This is a genomic window from Streptomyces albiflavescens (genome assembly GCF_014645835.1).
GTDB lineage: Bacteria > Actinomycetota > Actinomycetes > Streptomycetales > Streptomycetaceae > Streptomyces > Streptomyces albiflavescens.
Genome location: NZ_BMMM01000007.1, coordinates 106,922 through 123,137, shown reverse-complemented (window position 1 = coordinate 123,137; position 16,216 = coordinate 106,922). Strand labels below are relative to the sequence as shown.

The following is a 16,216-nucleotide window of genomic DNA, read 5'->3' as shown; positions in this document are numbered from 1 at the left end:
AATGAACACACAGATTTGGCATGGGCACGCCATAAGAGGAGCGCGAGCGGCCGCACTGATCGGCTGCACCGCCCTCGTGCTCACCGTCATCGGCACCACCGCCCAGGCCCAGCCCCGCGACCTCGCCCGCCAGACCCTCGCCGCCGGCGACGGTTGGGCCTCCGACGGCACCGGTACCACCGGCGGTTCGGCCGCCGACGCCGCGCACGTCCACACCGTCACCACCTGGGACGGGTTCGAGGCGGCACTGGCGGACGGCGGCAGCGCTCCGAAGATCATCAAGGTCAAGGGCACGATCGACGCCAACGCCGAGGGCTGCGACTCCTTCGCCGCTCCCGGCTACGACTTCGCCCAGTACCTCGCCGACTACGACCCGGCGGTCTGGGGCTACGACAAGGTGGTCAGCGGCGAACAGGAGGATCTGCGCGCCGCCTCCGCCGCCCACCAGGACGTCGCCATCAAGGCGTACGTCCCCGCCAACACCACGATCGTCGGCATCGGCGAGCAGGCGGGCTTCAAGGGCGCGAGCCTGCAGATCAAGGACGTCGACAACGTCATCGTCCGCAACCTCGCCTTCGAGAGCCCCCTCGACTGCTTCCCGCAGTGGGACCCGACCGACGGCGACACCGGGAACTGGAACTCCGAGTACGACAGCGCGGTCGTGTACGGGGCCACCCACATCTGGCTCGACCACAACACGTTCACCGACGGGGACCACCCGGACAGCACGCTGCCGACGTACTACGGCCGGATCTACGAGCAGCACGACGGCGAGCTCGACATCGTCAAGGGCGCGGACTACGTGACCGCCTCCTGGAACGTCTTCGCCGACCACGACAAGACGATCCTGATAGGCAACAGCGACAGCGCGTCGACCGCCGCCGTCGACCGGGGGCATCTGAAGGTCACCTTCCACCACAACCTGTTCACCGGCCTGGTCGAGCGCGCCCCACGCGTCCGCTTCGGCCAAGTGGACTCGTACAACAACCACTTCGTGGCCGACTCCACGTACTCCTACAGCTTCGGCATCGGCATGGAGTCCCAACTCGTCGCCGAGCACAACGCGTTCACGCTGACCGACGGGACCAGCGCGGCCAAGGTCCTGAAGAAGTGGAAGGAGGCGCCGGTCACCGCCGACGACAACTACGTCAACGGCACGGAGACCGACCTGATCGCCGTGCACAACGCGGAGATCCCGGCCGAGACCCTCCAGCCGGGCGCCGGGTGGACGCCGACCCTGCGGACCCATGTCGACTCGCCCAAGGCAGTGCCGGGGATCGTCGACCACCGCGCGGGCGCCGGAAAGATCTGCTGACCATGAGTGCCCAACTCCCCCTCAGCCGAAGGGCGTTCGTCGTCGCGAGCGCCGGAGCCGCGCTGGCTCTCGGGCTCGCGGCCCCCGCCCGCGCCGCACAGCGATCCCCCTTCGGGCGCTACGGGTCGCCGTCGGCGCGCCGAACCGACCGGACGCTGTACGTCCATCCCGACGGCGCCGGTGACCACACCACCGTCCAGGCCGCGGTGACCGCCGCCACCGGCGCGGGATACACCCTGGTCATCGCGCCCGGCGTGTACCGCGAGACGGTCTCCGTAGGAGTGATCGACCCCGTCACGGGCCTGCCCGGCGCCGCGGGGACCGGGATGACCTGGATCGGCGCCTCGGAGGATCCGCGCGATGTCGTCGTCGTGTACGACAACGCCAACGGCACGCCGAAGCCGGACGGTTCGGGCACCTACGGCACGACAGGGTCGGCCACGACCACCGTGCGCGCCGACGGCTTCACGGCCCGCTGGATCACCTTCGCCAACGACTGGCTGCGCGCCGACCATCCGGAGATCACCGGCACCCAGGCCGTCGCCATCAAGGTGCAGGGTGACCGCTCGGCGTTCCACCACTGCCGGTTCCTCGGGCACCAGGACACGCTGTACGCCGACTCCATCGCGCTCGGCACCTTCGCCCGTCAGTACTACCGCGACTGCTACATCGAGGGTGACGTCGACTTCGTCTTCGGCCGCGCGACGGCGGTGTACGAGCACTGCCACTTCCACACCCTGAACCGCACGGACCTGGCCGCCGCCCCGTACGGCTTCGTCTTCGCGCCGTCCACCGCCGTCGCCAACCCGCGCGGCTACCTGGTCACCCGGAGCCGGATCACCAGCGAGGCCCCGGACGCCTCCTACAAGCTGGCCCGTCCCTGGGTGCCCGGCTCGGACACCACGGCCCGGCCGATGCTGACCGTCCGCGACACCCGCCTCGACGCCGGGATCGACGCGGTCGCGCCCTACACCAATATGTCGGCCGGTTACCCGTGGCAGAGCCAGCGGTTCGCCGAGTACCGCAACACGGGACCTGGCGCCGTGATCAGCGTGCCGACGAACCGCCCCCAACTCACCGACGAGGAAGCCGAGTCGGCGACCCGCCAGGTGCACCTCGGCGACTGGACCCCGGGGCAGGGGTGCTGAGATGCGCCGGCGAGCCTTCGGCACATCCCCGAAGGAATCGACGAAAGGACCGCACTCCTATGTCTCGTCGTACCGCTCTCGCCCTCACCGCGGCTCTGGCGCTCGGCGCCGGACTCGCCGTCCTCCCCACCCAGGCCCAGGCGGCGACGGTTGTCGTCAGCACCACGGCCGACCTCACCAGCGCCATCAAGAACGCCACCGCCGGCACCGTCATCCAGGTGCGCGGCGGCACGTACTACCCGACGGCCACTCTCCAGTCGACCGCCAACGGCACCTCGTCGAACCCGGTCACCCTGCAGGCATACGGCTCGGAGACAGTGAAGATCGACGGTTTGTCGCTGCCGTCGGGCGACTGGATCTTCAAGCTGACGGCCGACTACTGGAACGTCTCGGGCATCACCTTCCAGAACTCGCCCGACAGCGCCGTCGTCTGCCAGTCCTGCACCGGCACGAACTGGAACAACATCAAGACCATCAACGGCGGCGACTCCGGCTTCACGCTCACCGGCGACGGCACCGTCAACAACACGGTCAGGAACATCGATGCGTACGGCAACTACGACGCCGCGGGCCACGGCGAGAACGCGGACGGCGTCGCGGTGAAGTTCGGCTCCGGCACCGGCAATCTGATCACCGGCGCCCGCCTGTACAACAACTCGGACGACGGCATCGACCTCTGGTCCTTCTCGTCCCCCGTCACCATCGAGCACACCTGGTCCTTCGGCAACGGCAAGAACCGCTGGTCCGACTCGGCCTTCGCGGGCGACGGCAACGGCTACAAACTGGGCGGCGACGGCGAGGTGGTCGCGCATGTCGTCAACAACTCCGCGGCCTGGGACGACGCGGGCAACGGCTTCACCGAGAACTCCAACACCGGAGCGATCGTCATCAACCGCACCACCTCGTACGCCAACGGCAAGTACGGCTACTACTTCGCCACCAGCTCCGCGAAGCTCGGCAAGAACCTGGCCGTGAGCAACGGCTCCGCCGCTGTCTCCAAGGGCTCCTCGGTCACCTCCGCCGGCAACAACTGGGACTCCGGCATCGCCACCCCGTCCTTCGTCTCCACGGACGCCACCACCACGTACAACTCCCGCAAGTCCGACGGCTCGCTGCCCACGACCACGTTCCTGACGACGGGGTTCACGACCATCGGCGCCACGATGAACTGACGTCGCCCAGGGAGACGGAAGCGGGCCGGAACACCGGCCCGCTTCTCTTTTCCTATGAGGGAGGTATCGATCGGATAAAGGCCCTCGCACGGCGTACGTGATGCGCGTAGACAATCCGTGACCTGGTGCGGAATCCAACCACACCCAGATATCGGAGAATCCATGCGGAAGTCCCTCAGAGCGGCAGCCATAGGCGCCGCTTGTGTCGTCGCCGGCGCTGCCCTGTACGGCACCGGCGTTGCCACCGCCGGCCAGTCGACGGCGAACTCCACCCACGAGCCGTACAACATCGGGCTCCTGGTCAAGGACATCGACACCTATTACGGCACCACGCTCGACAGCAACGGCGTGTACCAGGCGTCCGCGGACAGCCAGTACGCCAAGGACCTGGCGCACCTGGAGTCGGACGCCAAGCGTTACATCGACAAGGCGGCGCGCAAGGCCGAGCACCACGGCGAGAACCCCGCGGTCGTCTTCGACATCGACGACACACTGCTGCTCTCCCTCGACTACGAGAAGAAGACCAACTACACGTACAACTCGGCCTCCTGGGCCGCGTACGTGGCCCAGGCCGACCGTCCGGCCGTCTTCGGCACCCCCGAACTCGTCAAGTACGCCGAGTCCAAGGGTGTCGAGGTCTTCTACAACTCGGGCCTCAAGGAGTCGCAGCGCGCCTCCGCGGTCGAGAACCTGAAGAAGGTCGGCGCCGACATCAACCTCGACGCCGACCACATGTTCCTCAAGGACGCGGCGAACCCGCCGGCCTACCTCAGTGACTGCGCCACGGCCGCCGCCTGGAACTGCACGACCGTGCAGTACAAGTCCGGCACCCGCGAGCACATCGAGGACCTCGGGTACGAGATCGTCGCCAACTTCGGCGACCAGTACTCCGACCTCGAAGGGGGATACGCCGACAAGACGTTCAAGCTCCCGAACCCGACGTACTTCGTCAGCTGAACCTCTTCAGGAGCGGTCGGTCCGCACGGGGCGGATCGACCCCAGGGTCGGCACCACCGGCAGAATCGTCCCGTCGGCGGCGAATTCCAGGCGGTCGACGGTGGTCTCCCGGTGCGTGCCGTCCCCGCCTTCGGTCTCTGTCGTGCGGACCTTGGCAACCCTTTTGGCCGCGGCGGCGACCAGAGAGCAGAAGCGGGCCGGGGCGGCCCCTCCGGCCCGCTTCGCAGCAGCTCCGACTCCCCAGGAGCGGCAGCTCCCATTCCCCCAGGAAAGGAACGCCCCGTGCGTCAGAGCATCGGACGCCACCGCAGGACCCGCACGCTCTCGATCGCCGCCGCGGTGGCCGTCGCCGCGGGGGCGGGTGGCGTCTGCCTCGGTCTCTCGGACAACGGCTCGGCCCAGGCCGCCGCCACCACGGTCACCGTCTCCACCACCGCCCAGCTGGAGTCGGCCGTCGCCAACGCGGCCGCCGGTACGACCATCCAGGTCCGAGGCGGCACGTACTACCCGACGGCCACGCTCAAGTCCACGGCCAACGGCACCAGTTCTACGCGTATCACGCTCACCGCGTACGGCAGCGAGAAGGTGAAGATCGACGGTTCCCAGCTCGCCGCCGGTTCCTGGCTGGCCGGGATCTACGGCGACTACTGGACCGTCCAGAACATCGTCTGGCAGAACTCGCCCGCCCAGGGCTTCGTCGCCACCTCGTCCGTCGGCGGCATCTTCAAGAACCTGGTCACCGCCGACAACGGCGACTCCGGGTTCACCCTGCGCGGCGACGACACGACGAACAACCTCGTGCAGAACCTGGACAGTTACGGCAACTACGACACGGCGGGCCACGGCCAGAACGCCGACGGCATCGCGATCAAGTTCGGCTCCGGCACCGGCAACAAGATCACCGGTGCGCGCCTCTACAACAACTCGGACGACGGCCTCGATCTCTGGCAGTTCTCCTCACCCGTCACCATCGAGCACTCCTGGGCCTTCGGCAACGGCAAGAACCGCTGGAACGACGCGGCCTTCGAGGGCAACGGCAACGGGTTCAAGCTGGGCGGCGGCGGAGTCGCCGTCGCGCACGTCGTGAACAATAACGCCGCCTGGGACAACACACTGAACGGCTTCACCGAGAACTCCAACACTGGGGCGATCGTGCTGAACAGGAACACCGCGTACGCCAATACCGAGGCCGGCTTCTACTTCGCCACGGGCAAGGCGCGGCTCGCCAGGAACCTTGCGGTGAGCAATAAGGGCGGTCTGGACAAGCTCGGCTCCGCCACGGTCTCCGCGGCCAACAACTGGGACCGCGGCGTCCCGACGCCGGCCTTCACGTCGACGGACGCGACGACCGCGTACGGAGCCCGCTCGTCGAGCGGTTCACTGCCCTCGACGACGTTCCTGACCACGGGCTCCACGACCATCGGCTCGACCATGAACTGACCCGTCGCGCATGAACGAACGCCCCCGCCGGTCGTCACCGGCGGGGGCGTTCCTCTGCTGACCGAGGGGGGCTCAGGTCAGCAGGTCAACGCAGTCGAACGACCTGCCCGGGCCGAGATTGGCCGAGCAGGTCGAACCACTGACGATGTCGAGCTTCAGGACGTCGTACCCGGCGTCCGTCTGCCACGCACTGGTAGGGACGCGGAAAGCGAACATGTGGTTCATTCCGCGGCACGAACGCCTGGTGGGGCCCAAGAGGATTCCGTCACTCGTAGCTGATGTCGGAAGCCGTGAACCTGCAGGACGTGCCGTCCGGGCCGGTTCCCAGCTCAGTGGGTTCCTTGCCGGTGTTGTTGCCCTGGAAACGGACGCAGGTCTTGATCTTCTTGCCGCTGTCGCCGTGGATGCGCACCCTGCGCAGGGAGGCTGTGTCGCCGTAGTTGGAGTTGACGCCGACGATCGCCTTCAGGGGCGCGGTGACATCCACGTCGTTGATGATGATCGTGCGCTGGTACTGCGTCTTGCAGTTGCCGCAGGAGCGCACCAGCTTGCCGGAGTTCTCGACCTGGAACTTGCTGACGACGAGCTTGCCGGCGCCGTTGAACTGCAGCACCTTGTCGTCGGCGTTCTTCGCCCCGCCGCCGTAGACCTTGTACACGGCCGACGACGACTTGCCCTTGAAGCTCGCCGCGTCCTCGCCGACATCCAGCCACCACACGTTCTGGAGCGTGCAGCTGCCCAGGCAGTGGACGCCGTCGGTGCCCGGGGTGCCGATGATGACGTTCTTGAGGGTGGCGCCGTCGGCCAGCTCGAAGAGGGGGCCCTGGTCCTCGTCCTGGCTGTCGGTGCCGAGCTCGCCGCTGCCGTAGAACTTCTTCAGCTTGCCGTCGTACGTGCCGGACACCGGGATCGTCGACGGGACGGCCTTGCTGCCCGTGGCCGTCGGCCAGGCCGACGCCGCGCCGGCCGAGGACAGCATCGTCGTGGTGACGAGCGCCGCGCCGCTGAGGCCGAGAGCGGCCACGCCGCCGATCGCGGCACGCCGCTTGGTGACCCGGCGGCGATGGCGGACGCGCTGTTCAACTCGTGCAGTCATGAACGGAGTTCCTTGAGTGGGGAGGAGACCATTGCGTCTCCTGGTCGCCACTGCCGAGGAGAGGGTTGCCGCCCCTTCGGAAATTCTCCTACGAATCCCCGTCGGAGGCCGAGTCGTTGCCGCCCTGGGCCGCGAAGTCGCCGGTCACGGTGGACTGGTCGCCGTCCGTGGTGGTGGCCGTCGCCGAGTAGCTGTCGTCCTTCGCGTCCCGGCCACCGCGGTCGTGGTCGTACTGGCCCGCGAACACCCACTCGCCCGGCCAGACCGTGTGGTCCGGCTTGAGCACCCAGGTGTAGACGAGAAAGCCGTCCTTCTCCGTGAGCGTCGTGGTGAAGTCGTCCTCGGGCAGCGAACGCCAGGCGCCCGCGTCGGTGACCCCGCCCGTTTGCCTGATCTTCAATTCGACGGTGAGCGAGGCGAGTTGCTTGCTCGGCTTCAGGGTCACATTGCTCTGCGCCCAGAACTCGTTGCTGTGCGGGTCGACCGAGCCGTCGGACCAGAGCGGGCCGTCCTGGTTGCCCTTGGCGGGCGGCTGTGCCGTGGCGGAGGCGGAATGCCCGGGCGTCGGGGTTGCGGAAGCCGACGAACTCGGCTTCACCGAGTGCTTCGACGCACCGGAACGGTGCGTGGGGTCCGGGGCGACCGGCGCCCGGCTCGTCGCGTCCGGCGAGGGATCGGGGGTCGGCGAGACCGCGACGGTCTGCTGCGCCGGGGTGTCGTCCTTCACCGCCGAGGCGACCGCGTAGCCGCCCACCGCGAGGACGCCCGCGACCGCGGCCGTGGCGCCCACGACTCGGGCCCAGCCGAGCAGCGGCGGACGCGCCGCGCGCCGCACGGGCCGCCGCTCGTGGCCGCCGGCCATCCCGCGCTCGACCCGGGCCAGGATGCGCGCGCGGTCGGGCTCGTGCGCCTCGGCCGCCTCACGCAGCCCGGCGCGCAGCTCGTCGTGCACGTCCTGCGCCTTCCTCATCGGGCCCTACCTCCGGCTCCGCCCGTGGGCAGCACTCCCGCGTGCACCCGCACCGGTGCCTCGTCGGTGCCGAGAAGCCGCTTCAATTCCGCCATGCCCTTCGACGTCTGGCTCTTCACCGTACCCACGGAGACCCCGAGGGCGAGAGCCGTGTCCTTCTCGGAGAGGTCGAAAGCATGCCGGAGAACGACACACGCGCGCTTGCGGAACGGCAGTCTGCGCAGCGCTTCCTGTACATCGATCCTGCCCGGGACGTCGGGGTTCTCGGCCGTGTCCTCGCGCTGCGACCAGAACAGCGTGATCCGCCGGCGCTCCCGCACGGCGCTGCGTATGCGGGTGCGGGCGAGGTTGGCGACCACGCCGCGCGCGTACGCCACCGGGTGGTCCGCCGCGCGCACCCGGTCCCAGCGGTGCCACAGCGCGAGCAGCGCGTCCGCCGCCAGATCGTCGGCGGCGTCCGCCTCGCCGGTCAACAGGTGTGCCAGGCGGGCCAGTTCGGCGTAGTGCCGTTCGAAGAAGGCGTGGAACTCCGCGGAGGTGGCGTCGTCGACGACAGTGCCCACGGGCGACCTCTCCTCGCTGCGGCTATCGGTTCCGGTGCAGGTGTGTGCGTATACGGCCCCTGAATCTCACCTGTGAAGAAAGGGTGTTCGCGCGGGGCGAGATGCGAGAGCGTACCAGCGTTCCGTACGGGTCTTCGAACACCGTATGGCAGGCCGAACTCGATTCCGTAACACGGGGAAAACCTGAAAGCGGTTCAACGGGGGAACAATCCAGCCAGCATCCGCACACCCAGCACGCAGGTAGCGAGGAGTATCGCCATGTCCGAAACGCAGAAGGTGACCGACCGGCCAAGTGCCGCGCCACCGGCAGGGAACAGCGTCGATCGGTTCTTCAAGATCTCCGCCCGGGGCTCCACCTTCGGCCGGGAGATACGCGGCGGATTCGCCACGTTCTTCACCATGGCCTACATCCTTGTCCTGAATCCGATCATCCTGGGCAGCGCCAAGGACAAGTTCGGCCACCAGCTCGACGCCGTCCAACTGACCACCGCCACCGCCCTGGTGGCCGCGGTCATGACGATCATCATGGGCGTCGGCGGCAACCTCCCGCTCGCGCTCGCCGCGGGCCTCGGCCTCAACGCGGTCGTCGCCTTCCAGATCGCCCCGCTGATGAGCTGGGACGACGCGATGGGCCTGATCGTCCTCGAGGGCCTGCTCATCTGTGTGCTGGTGGTGACGGGCCTGCGCGAAGCCGTCATGCACGCGATACCGCAGCCGCTGAAGCAGGCGATCAGTGTCGGCATCGGCCTGTTCATCGCCTTCATCGGTTTCGTGGACGCCGGGTTCGTCACCCGTATCCCGGACGTCGCGAACACGACGGTGCCGGTGCAGCTCGGCGGCACGGGCGCGCTCGCCGGCTGGCCGATTCTGGTCTTCTGCCTCGGAGTTCTGCTGACCATCGGGCTGCTCGCGCGCAAGGTCAAGGGTGCGATCCTGATCAGCATCGTCACCATGACGATCGTGGCGATCATCATCAACTCTGCTGCGGACATCAAGAGTTGGGGCCTGACCACGCCGAAGGTCCCCGACGACGTGGTGGCCTCGCCGGACTTCGGACTGCTCGGTCACTTCAGCCTGTTCGGCTCCTTCGGCGAGACCAGCGCGATCACCGTCGTCCTGCTCGTCTTCACCCTCATCCTGTCCGACTTCTTCGACACCATGGGCACGGTCGTCGGCATCAGCGCCGAGGCGGGACTGCTCGACGACGAGGGCAAGGTGCCCAACCTCGGCCGGGTGCTGCTCATCGACGGCGCGGCGGCGGTCGCGGGCGGCGCGGCCTCGGCGTCCTCCTCGACCTCGTACATCGAGTCCGCGGCGGGCGTCGGTGAGGGCGCGCGCACCGGTTTCGCCAACCTGGTCACGGGCGGCCTCTTCGCCCTCGCGCTCTTCCTCACGCCGCTGCTGACCATCGTCCCGCTCCAGGCCGCCGCCCCCGCGCTGGTCGCGGTCGGCTTCCTGATGATGACCCAGGTCAAGCACATCGACTGGGACAAGTACGAGATCGCCATCCCGGCGTTCCTGACCATCGCGGTGATGCCGTTCACGTACTCCATCACCAACGGCATCGGTGCCGGGTTCCTGGCGTACGTCCTGATCAAGACGGTCCTTGGCAAGGCGAAGGACGTGCACTGGCTGCTGTGGGCCGCTTCGGCGCTGTTCCTGGTGTACTTCGCGATCGACCCGGTCGAGCAGTTGTTCAACGTGAAGTAAGCGGCTTCCGCAGGTGGTTGGTTGCTCGGCTGCGGGCTTGTTGTGGCCGGTCGCACGGTTCCCCGCGCCCCTTCGGGGCGCTCCCGTACAGGGCGCTCCCGGACAGGGCGCGGGGAAGCGGGACGCCGCGGAGATCCATCAGAAACCCCCTAGCTCTTCAGGGCCGCCTTCATCATTGCCTTGGCCACCGGGGCCGCCAAGCCGTTGCCGCTGACCTCGGAGCGGGCGGCGTCGGACTGTTCGACGATGACCGCCACGGCGACTTCCTTGTCGTTGGAGTCGGACTTCGCGTACGACGTGAACCAGGCGTACGGCGTCTTGCTGTTGTTCTCGCCGTGCTGGGCCGTACCGGTCTTGCCGCCCACGGTCGCGCCGGCGATCCGGGCGTTCGTGCCCGTGCCGTCCTCGATGACCGTCTGCATCGCCGACTGGAGCTGCTGGGCCGTGGACGAGCTGACGATCTCCTTGGTGTCCGTGCTGTCGTCGTAGTTCTTCAGCACATTGCCGTCGGCGTCACTGGTCTGCGACACCATGTGCGGTGAGACCAGCTTGCCGTCGTTGGCTATGGCAGCGGACACCATGACCATCTGGAGCGGGGTCGCGGTCACGTCGAACTGGCCGATGCCGGTCAGTGCCGTGGAGGACTTGTCCATGTCCGAGGGGTACACGCTGGTGTACGCCCGGACCGGTACGTCCTGCGTCTTGTCGTTGAAGCCGAACTTCTCGGCCATCGCCTTGACCTTGTCCTGGCCCAGGTCGACGGCCATCTTCGCGAAGACGTTGTTGCACGAGTACTGCAGCGCGACGCGGATCGAGGCGTTCTTGCAGGGCGCGTTCGGGTTCTCGTTCGACAGCGCCCGGGTCGTGCCCGGCAGCGTGTACGGGTCCGGGCTGGCCGTCCTCGCGTCCACGTCCGAGTACAGCCCGTCCTCCAGCGCGGCCGCCGCGACGACCAGCTTGAACGTCGAGCCCGGCGGCAGCGGCTGGCGCAGCGCGCGGTTCACCAGCGGCTTGTCGGGGTCGTCCTTCAGCTTCTTCCAGACGCTGTCGTTGCCCGCGCTGATCGTCGTGGGGTCGTACGACGGTGTCGAGACGACCGCGAGGATCTTGCCCGTCCTGGGATCGATCGCGACGGCCGCGCCCTTCTTGTGGCCGAGCGCGTCGTAGGCCGCCTTCTGCACATCCGGGTCGATCGTCGTGATCACGTCACCGGGGTCGGCGCGCTTGTTGGTGATCGCGTCGAGCGGGTTCTTCAGCTGACTGTCGGTGCCGTCCAGCAGGTCCTGGTAGATGCCCTCCAGCTGGGTCGCCCCGTACACCTGTGAGCTGTAGCCCGTGACCGCCGCGTACAGACTGCCGTCCTTGTACGTGCGCTTGTACTTGAGGTCGCTGCCCTTCGTCTGCGCGGAACCGGTGATCGCGTCGCCGGCCACGATGATGTTCCCGAGCGGGTTCGCGTACAGCGATATCGCGTTCCGCCGGTTGTCCTTGTTCTCCGCGAGCGCCTTGCCGTCGTAGAACTGCACCCAGGTCGCCCTGATCAGCAGGGAGAGCACGAGCAGCAGACTGAAGACGGCGGCACGCCTGATCGTCTTGTTCATCCCGCTCAGAAGGACGAGGGAAGAGGTGCGGATCGTTCCCTTCCGCCCGGATTTCTCATGACTCCTTCATGAAGCCCGCTTCGTAGGCGGCGATCACCGCCTGGGTGCGGTCGCGGGTGCCTGTCTTCGCCAGGACGGCCGCGACATGCGTCTTCACCGTCGCGGGGCCGACCCCGATGCGCCCAGCGATCTCGGCGTTCGTGAGCCCCGTGGCCATCAGCCGCAGTACGTCGCGCTCCCGCGCGGTGAGCTTCGCCACCCATGGCGGCGGGGTGGGCCGCGACCGTGCGTGCTCGGCGGCCAGCGCCCGCACCGCCGACGGGAAGAGCAGCGTGTCGCTGTGCGCGACCAGCCGTACGGCCTGCACGAGCGCATCCGCGTCGGCCCGTTTGAGCAGGAACCCCGAGGCTCCGGCGCGCAGCGCCTCGTACACGTAGGCGTCGTTCTCGAAGGTGGTCACCACGACGATGCGCGGGGGATCGGGCAGCGTCGCGAGGATCTGCTCGGTGGCGCGGATGCCGTCGATCTCGGGCATGCGTACGTCCATGAGGACGACGTCCGGTGTGAGGTCCCGGACGACCGACACGGCCTCGGCACCGGTCGCCGCCTCGCCGACGACCTCCAGGTCGGGCTCGGCGGTGAGGATCGCGCGCAGGGCGGTGCGCACCATGCGTTCGTCGTCGGCGAGGACGATGCGGAGGGAGTCGGCGCGCGGGCTGGTCATGAGGGTCCTTCGATTCTTTCGACGGGCAGTCGTACGGTCAGCCGCCACACTCCGTCCGCCGGGCCCGCCTCGCACGTGCCGCCGAGCAGCCGGGCACGGTCGGCGATGCCACGCAAGCCGTGACCGCCGCCCGGGCGGGGAGCGCCGGTTGCCGAGGTCGGGTTCTCCGTGGTGATCTCCAGTTCGTTGCCGCTCCCCGCGATGCGCAGGTCCACCGGTGTTCGCGCGCCCGCGTGTTTGAGGGCGTTGCTCAGGCCCTCCTGCACGATGCGGTACGCCTCCCGGGAGACGAGCGGGTGCAGGTCGGCCGGGTCCACTTCGACGGTGGCGGTGACGCGGAGGCCGCCGGCGCGGGTGCGGCGCAGCAGGCCGTCGAGGTCGGCGGCGAGGGTCGGGGCCGGAGCGGTGGAACGATCGTCGCCCTCGCGCAACACGCCCAGCACCGCGTCCAGTTCTCCCACCGTCCGCCGCGTGGTGTCCTCTATCGCGGCGAGGGCCTCGCGGACGAAGTCCGGGTCGGTGTCGAGGACGCGGCGGGCGGCGCTCGCCTGGAGGGTGACCGCGCTGAGGGCGTGGCCGACGGAGTCGTGCAGTTCGCGGGCGAGCCGGTTGCGTACGGCGAGGTCGGCGGCGCGGCGTTCGGCTGCCGCGAGCCGGTCCTCGGGCGTGGGCCCGAGCAGCGCGGGCGCCCAGCGGGCCAGCAGGTTCCCCGAGGCGGCGGCGCAGGCCGCGAGGGCGATCAGCGTCGCGACCCCGGCGACCGGCGACAGCGCCAACGCCCAGGTGTGGTCGAGGACTTCGGGCAGCCCCAGCCGGGAGTCGCGCAGCCCCGCGACGACCGGCAGCACGATGAGAACCGCCGCGAAGGGCGGTACGGCCAGCGACATTCCGCTGATGACCCCGCCGAAGCCGAGGTGCAGCGTGAACCAGCCGGCGGTGCGCCGACGGGCCGCCCAGGTGCGCGGGGGCCCGTCGGCGAGCTCGTCGCCGTCGACCCCGCACAGCGCGCGCACCCCGGCCACCGACATCGGTCGGGTCAGCGGAAACAGCGCGGTGATCGCGGCGAGCGGCAACCCGACGGCGAAGGACATGAGTTGGAGGGGGAGCGAGTTGAACACGTAACGCGAGTCGGTGACCGGGCCGACGATGACCTCACCGACGAGGACGTACGGCATCGCGAGCGCGCCGCCGAGGATCAGATGGATCCACCGCCGGCGCGCCCGCCGTCCGAACAGGAACCGGGCGAACTCCCTCACGCGGTGCGCCGTGGCGGCCTGGCAGCGCCGGTCCGCTCGGCGAAGAAGTTCGCGCCGAGGGTGACCACGAGCATGCCGACGATCATGTGCACAGCGTAGGTGAGGTCCATCAGCTCCGTCGGGCGCTTGGCGATGTCCTCCACGCCGAGACCGGCCAGTGACAGCCAGCCGCCCCAGCAGGCCACCGCCCCGGAGCCGGTCCAGGCGAGGGCGAGGGGCACCGTCACGGGCAGGGCCCGCCCGCGCCGGAAGGCGAGCATCCACGCGCCGGCGACGGTGGACACCAGGAATACGACGTACATGGCCTCCAGTACGTAGAAGTCGCTGGTCCGGTCCGCGACCCGGCCCGCGCTCAGCCCCGCCGTGCCGCCGCATGCCCACAGCAGGTGCGTGGTGAGCGGGAACAGCGCGAGTACGGCCGCCGCGACCGCTGTCGCGCGCTGGGCCGCGCCCACCCGGCTGACCGGCAGCTCCCACACCCTCCCGCGCCACAGGTACCCCCAGCGGTCCCGCGCGTACAGCACGAACAGGGTGCCCAGCGCGAGGCCCTGCACGATGAACCCGGTGTAGACGACCCCGAACACCCACTCGTCCAGGAACGGCTCCCGCCCGCTCTCCAAGGCCTTGTTCCCGGAGCCGCCGAGGGCCTTCACCAGGATCTGGAGCGGGAAGCCGGTCATGATCGGCGTGAGCAGGCCGGTGGCCACCCACACCGGGAAGGCCGGCAGCCACGCGGGCACCCGCAGTCCCCAGGGCCGGGTCAGCACCAGCGCGATCACGATGACGGCCCCGTCCATCAGCACGGTGACGCCGTTGGCCACGGCCATGCCGGTCCGGTGCTCCAGCAGCGAGCTCCCCTCCGGGATACCGAGGTGACTCCCGGCGATCCAGGCGACCTTGAGGGAGAGATACGGCGCGCACGAGACGATGGCGACGTTGCGGAGGATCCGGCGAAGCCGGGTGCCGCTCACGGATCCCGCGGGGGGCGTGTCCGAGGCGGAGGCGAGTGTCTGCGTCATGCTTCCACGCTCCCGTGGCGGACCCTCGCCCCACGTCGTGCGCGACGACGATCCGCCTCCGCCGGACGGGGGAGGGCCGTCTGCCGTGCGGAGGGCCCCGGCACCGCCGAGGCACGCCGCGCGGTGTGGGCGCCCGCCTCTACGGAACCCCGTCGCCGCGGGGCTCGGTCGCCGCGGTGCTGTGTGGCGGCGGCGAGCCGGCCCCGGGCCCGGCGTGGTCCACGTCGTGCTCAGGCCTCCAGGGTGAGCACGAGTTCGGGTGTCTCCGCGCCGCGGGCGTTGGCGTAACCGCTGGTCCGGGCGGTCACGCGGAAGCCGCACTCCTCGCGCAGGGTGACATCCATGGCGGACAGGTCAGAGCCTGCGCGTCGCGAGCGTGAGCCGGTCGCGCGCGTCGAACAGCGCGTCCTTGACCATCTGCTCGTGTGCGGGGGTGAGACGGGCCACCGGGACCGAGCAGCTGATCGCGTCACGTGCGGGCGTGCGGTACGGGATCGCCACGCCGAAGCAGCGCAGCCCCAGCGTGTTCTCCTCGCGGTCCACCGCGAAGCCCTGCTCCCGCACCTGGTGCAGCTCCTCGATGAGCTTCTCCCGGTCGGTGATCGTGTGCTCGGTGAGCGCGGGAAGCGTCTCCGGGAGCATCTTGCGGACCTGCTCGTCGGTGTGGGTGGCGAGCAGCGCCTTGCCGAGGGAGGTCGAGTGGGCGGGCAGTCGGCGGCCCACCCGGGTGAAGGGGCGGAGGTAGTGCTGGGACTGGCGGGTGGCCAGGTAGACGACGTTCGTGCCGTCCAGGCGCGCCAGGTGGATCGTCTCCGTCGTGTCGTCGGAGAGCCGGTCCAGCGTGGGCCTGGCCGCGGCGACCACCTCGTCGCCGTCGATGTACGACGTGCCGACCAGCAGCGCCCGTACGCCGATGCCGTACCGCGTGCCCGTCGCGTCCGTCTCGACCCAGCCGAGCTCCACGAGCGTACGCAGCAGCATGTACAGGCTGGACTTGGGATATCCGACGGCCTCCTGGACCGCGGCCAGGGAGTGCATTCCGGGCCGTCCGGCGAAGTATTCGAGCAATTCCACGGTCCGTACCGCGGACTTGACCTGCGCCCCGCCGCCTGTCTCGCCTGCCGACATCGCCCTTGACCCCTTCGTTGGACGGGAAATAGTCTCCGCATCATATTCACCAACAGAGACAGCGTTCAGTATATCGAACGTCCCTGGTGGGTGACGTAAGAACTGCGGTGAAGAACT

The 16,216-nt window shown here is 69.1% G+C and carries 15 protein-coding genes; 6 read left to right on the top strand and 9 right to left on the bottom strand.

Annotated elements, in window-relative coordinates:
- Window position 1: 1 nt before the first annotated feature.
- From IEY95_RS20360 to IEY95_RS20340, 5 genes are all read left to right on the top strand, one after another.
- A complete protein-coding gene (locus IEY95_RS20360) occupies window positions 2–1,315 on the top strand; it encodes a pectate lyase family protein (protein ID WP_189187493.1) in 1,314 nt (437 codons plus the stop codon).
- Between the two features lie 2 nt (window positions 1,316–1,317).
- Window positions 1,318–2,463: a pectinesterase family protein gene (locus IEY95_RS20355; RefSeq protein ID WP_189187492.1), complete on the top strand. Its 1,146-nt coding sequence runs from the start codon at window positions 1,318–1,320 to the stop codon at window positions 2,461–2,463.
- Between the two features lie 59 nt (window positions 2,464–2,522).
- Window positions 2,523–3,635 (top strand): right-handed parallel beta-helix repeat-containing protein, encoded by a 1,113-nt coding sequence (locus IEY95_RS20350; protein WP_189187491.1) that lies wholly within the window; start codon window positions 2,523–2,525, stop codon window positions 3,633–3,635.
- Between the two features lie 162 nt (window positions 3,636–3,797).
- On the top strand, window positions 3,798–4,592 hold the full coding sequence (locus tag IEY95_RS20345; RefSeq protein WP_189187490.1) for an HAD family acid phosphatase: 795 nt from the start codon (window positions 3,798–3,800) through the stop codon (window positions 4,590–4,592).
- 282 nt (window positions 4,593–4,874) lie between these two features.
- Complete coding sequence (locus IEY95_RS20340; protein ID WP_189187489.1) at window positions 4,875–6,032, top strand: right-handed parallel beta-helix repeat-containing protein; 1,158 nt, start codon at window positions 4,875–4,877, stop codon at window positions 6,030–6,032.
- Window positions 6,033–6,104: 72 nt separating this feature from the next.
- On the opposite strand, the gene IEY95_RS20335 is transcribed toward IEY95_RS20340, so the two are convergent.
- The 4 genes from IEY95_RS20335 to IEY95_RS20320 form a co-directional block, all read right to left on the bottom strand.
- The gene (locus IEY95_RS20335; protein WP_189187488.1) at window positions 6,105–6,248 is read right to left on the bottom strand and encodes a hypothetical protein; all 144 of its coding nucleotides are present in this window, start codon (window positions 6,246–6,248) and stop codon (window positions 6,105–6,107) included.
- 49 nt (window positions 6,249–6,297) lie between these two features.
- Entirely contained in the window at window positions 6,298–7,128 is an 831-nt protein-coding gene (locus tag IEY95_RS20330; protein WP_189187487.1) for a pectate lyase, read from the bottom strand.
- An 88-nt stretch (window positions 7,129–7,216) separates the two neighbouring features.
- On the bottom strand, window positions 7,217–8,098 hold the full coding sequence (locus IEY95_RS20325) for a hypothetical protein (protein ID WP_189187486.1): 882 nt from the start codon (window positions 8,096–8,098) through the stop codon (window positions 7,217–7,219).
- On the bottom strand, window positions 8,095–8,661 hold the full coding sequence (locus IEY95_RS20320; protein WP_189187485.1) for a SigE family RNA polymerase sigma factor: 567 nt from the start codon (window positions 8,659–8,661) through the stop codon (window positions 8,095–8,097). The genes IEY95_RS20325 and IEY95_RS20320 overlap by 4 nt, the downstream gene beginning before the upstream one ends.
- 258 nt (window positions 8,662–8,919) lie before the next feature.
- Between IEY95_RS20320 and IEY95_RS20315 the strand changes: the two genes are divergently transcribed.
- A complete protein-coding gene (locus IEY95_RS20315; RefSeq protein ID WP_189187484.1) occupies window positions 8,920–10,371 on the top strand; it encodes an NCS2 family permease in 1,452 nt (483 codons plus the stop codon).
- 149 nt (window positions 10,372–10,520) lie between these two features.
- On the opposite strand, the gene IEY95_RS20310 is transcribed toward IEY95_RS20315, so the two are convergent.
- The 5 genes from IEY95_RS20310 to IEY95_RS20290 all read right to left on the bottom strand — a co-directional run bounded on the left by IEY95_RS20310 (window position 10,521) and on the right by IEY95_RS20290 (window position 16,099).
- Window positions 10,521–11,972, bottom strand: a complete 1,452-nt coding sequence (locus IEY95_RS20310; RefSeq protein ID WP_189187483.1) for a peptidoglycan D,D-transpeptidase FtsI family protein — start codon at window positions 11,970–11,972, stop codon at window positions 10,521–10,523.
- A gap of 55 nt (window positions 11,973–12,027) precedes the next feature.
- A complete protein-coding gene (locus tag IEY95_RS20305; protein WP_189187482.1) occupies window positions 12,028–12,696 on the bottom strand; it encodes a response regulator transcription factor in 669 nt (222 codons plus the stop codon).
- On the bottom strand, window positions 12,693–13,952 hold the full coding sequence (locus IEY95_RS20300; RefSeq protein WP_189187481.1) for a sensor histidine kinase: 1,260 nt from the start codon (window positions 13,950–13,952) through the stop codon (window positions 12,693–12,695). The genes IEY95_RS20305 and IEY95_RS20300 overlap by 4 nt, the downstream gene beginning before the upstream one ends.
- Window positions 13,949–14,971 (bottom strand): hypothetical protein, encoded by a 1,023-nt coding sequence (locus tag IEY95_RS20295; RefSeq protein WP_189187480.1) that lies wholly within the window; start codon window positions 14,969–14,971, stop codon window positions 13,949–13,951. The genes IEY95_RS20300 and IEY95_RS20295 overlap by 4 nt, the downstream gene beginning before the upstream one ends.
- 354 nt (window positions 14,972–15,325) lie before the next feature.
- On the bottom strand, window positions 15,326–16,099 hold the full coding sequence (locus tag IEY95_RS20290) for an IclR family transcriptional regulator (RefSeq protein WP_028803360.1): 774 nt from the start codon (window positions 16,097–16,099) through the stop codon (window positions 15,326–15,328).
- Window positions 16,100–16,216: the final 117 nt, after the last annotated feature.

Coding starts and splice junctions, on each gene's coding strand:
- IEY95_RS20290 (WP_028803360.1), bottom strand. CDS start 16,099: ATGTCGGCAGGCGAGACAGGCGGCGGGGCGCAGGTCAAGTCCGCGGTA.
- IEY95_RS20350 (WP_189187491.1), top strand. CDS start 2,523: ATGTCTCGTCGTACCGCTCTCGCCCTCACCGCGGCTCTGGCGCTCGGC.
- IEY95_RS20360 (WP_189187493.1), top strand. CDS start 2: ATGAACACACAGATTTGGCATGGGCACGCCATAAGAGGAGCGCGAGCG.
- IEY95_RS20355 (WP_189187492.1), top strand. CDS start 1,318: ATGAGTGCCCAACTCCCCCTCAGCCGAAGGGCGTTCGTCGTCGCGAGC.
- IEY95_RS20330 (WP_189187487.1), bottom strand. CDS start 7,128: ATGACTGCACGAGTTGAACAGCGCGTCCGCCATCGCCGCCGGGTCACC.
- IEY95_RS20315 (WP_189187484.1), top strand. CDS start 8,920: ATGTCCGAAACGCAGAAGGTGACCGACCGGCCAAGTGCCGCGCCACCG.
- IEY95_RS20325 (WP_189187486.1), bottom strand. CDS start 8,098: ATGAGGAAGGCGCAGGACGTGCACGACGAGCTGCGCGCCGGGCTGCGT.
- IEY95_RS20335 (WP_189187488.1), bottom strand. CDS start 6,248: ATGTTCGCTTTCCGCGTCCCTACCAGTGCGTGGCAGACGGACGCCGGG.
- IEY95_RS20295 (WP_189187480.1), bottom strand. CDS start 14,971: ATGACGCAGACACTCGCCTCCGCCTCGGACACGCCCCCCGCGGGATCC.
- IEY95_RS20305 (WP_189187482.1), bottom strand. CDS start 12,696: ATGACCAGCCCGCGCGCCGACTCCCTCCGCATCGTCCTCGCCGACGAC.
- IEY95_RS20310 (WP_189187483.1), bottom strand. CDS start 11,972: ATGAACAAGACGATCAGGCGTGCCGCCGTCTTCAGTCTGCTGCTCGTG.
- IEY95_RS20345 (WP_189187490.1), top strand. CDS start 3,798: ATGCGGAAGTCCCTCAGAGCGGCAGCCATAGGCGCCGCTTGTGTCGTC.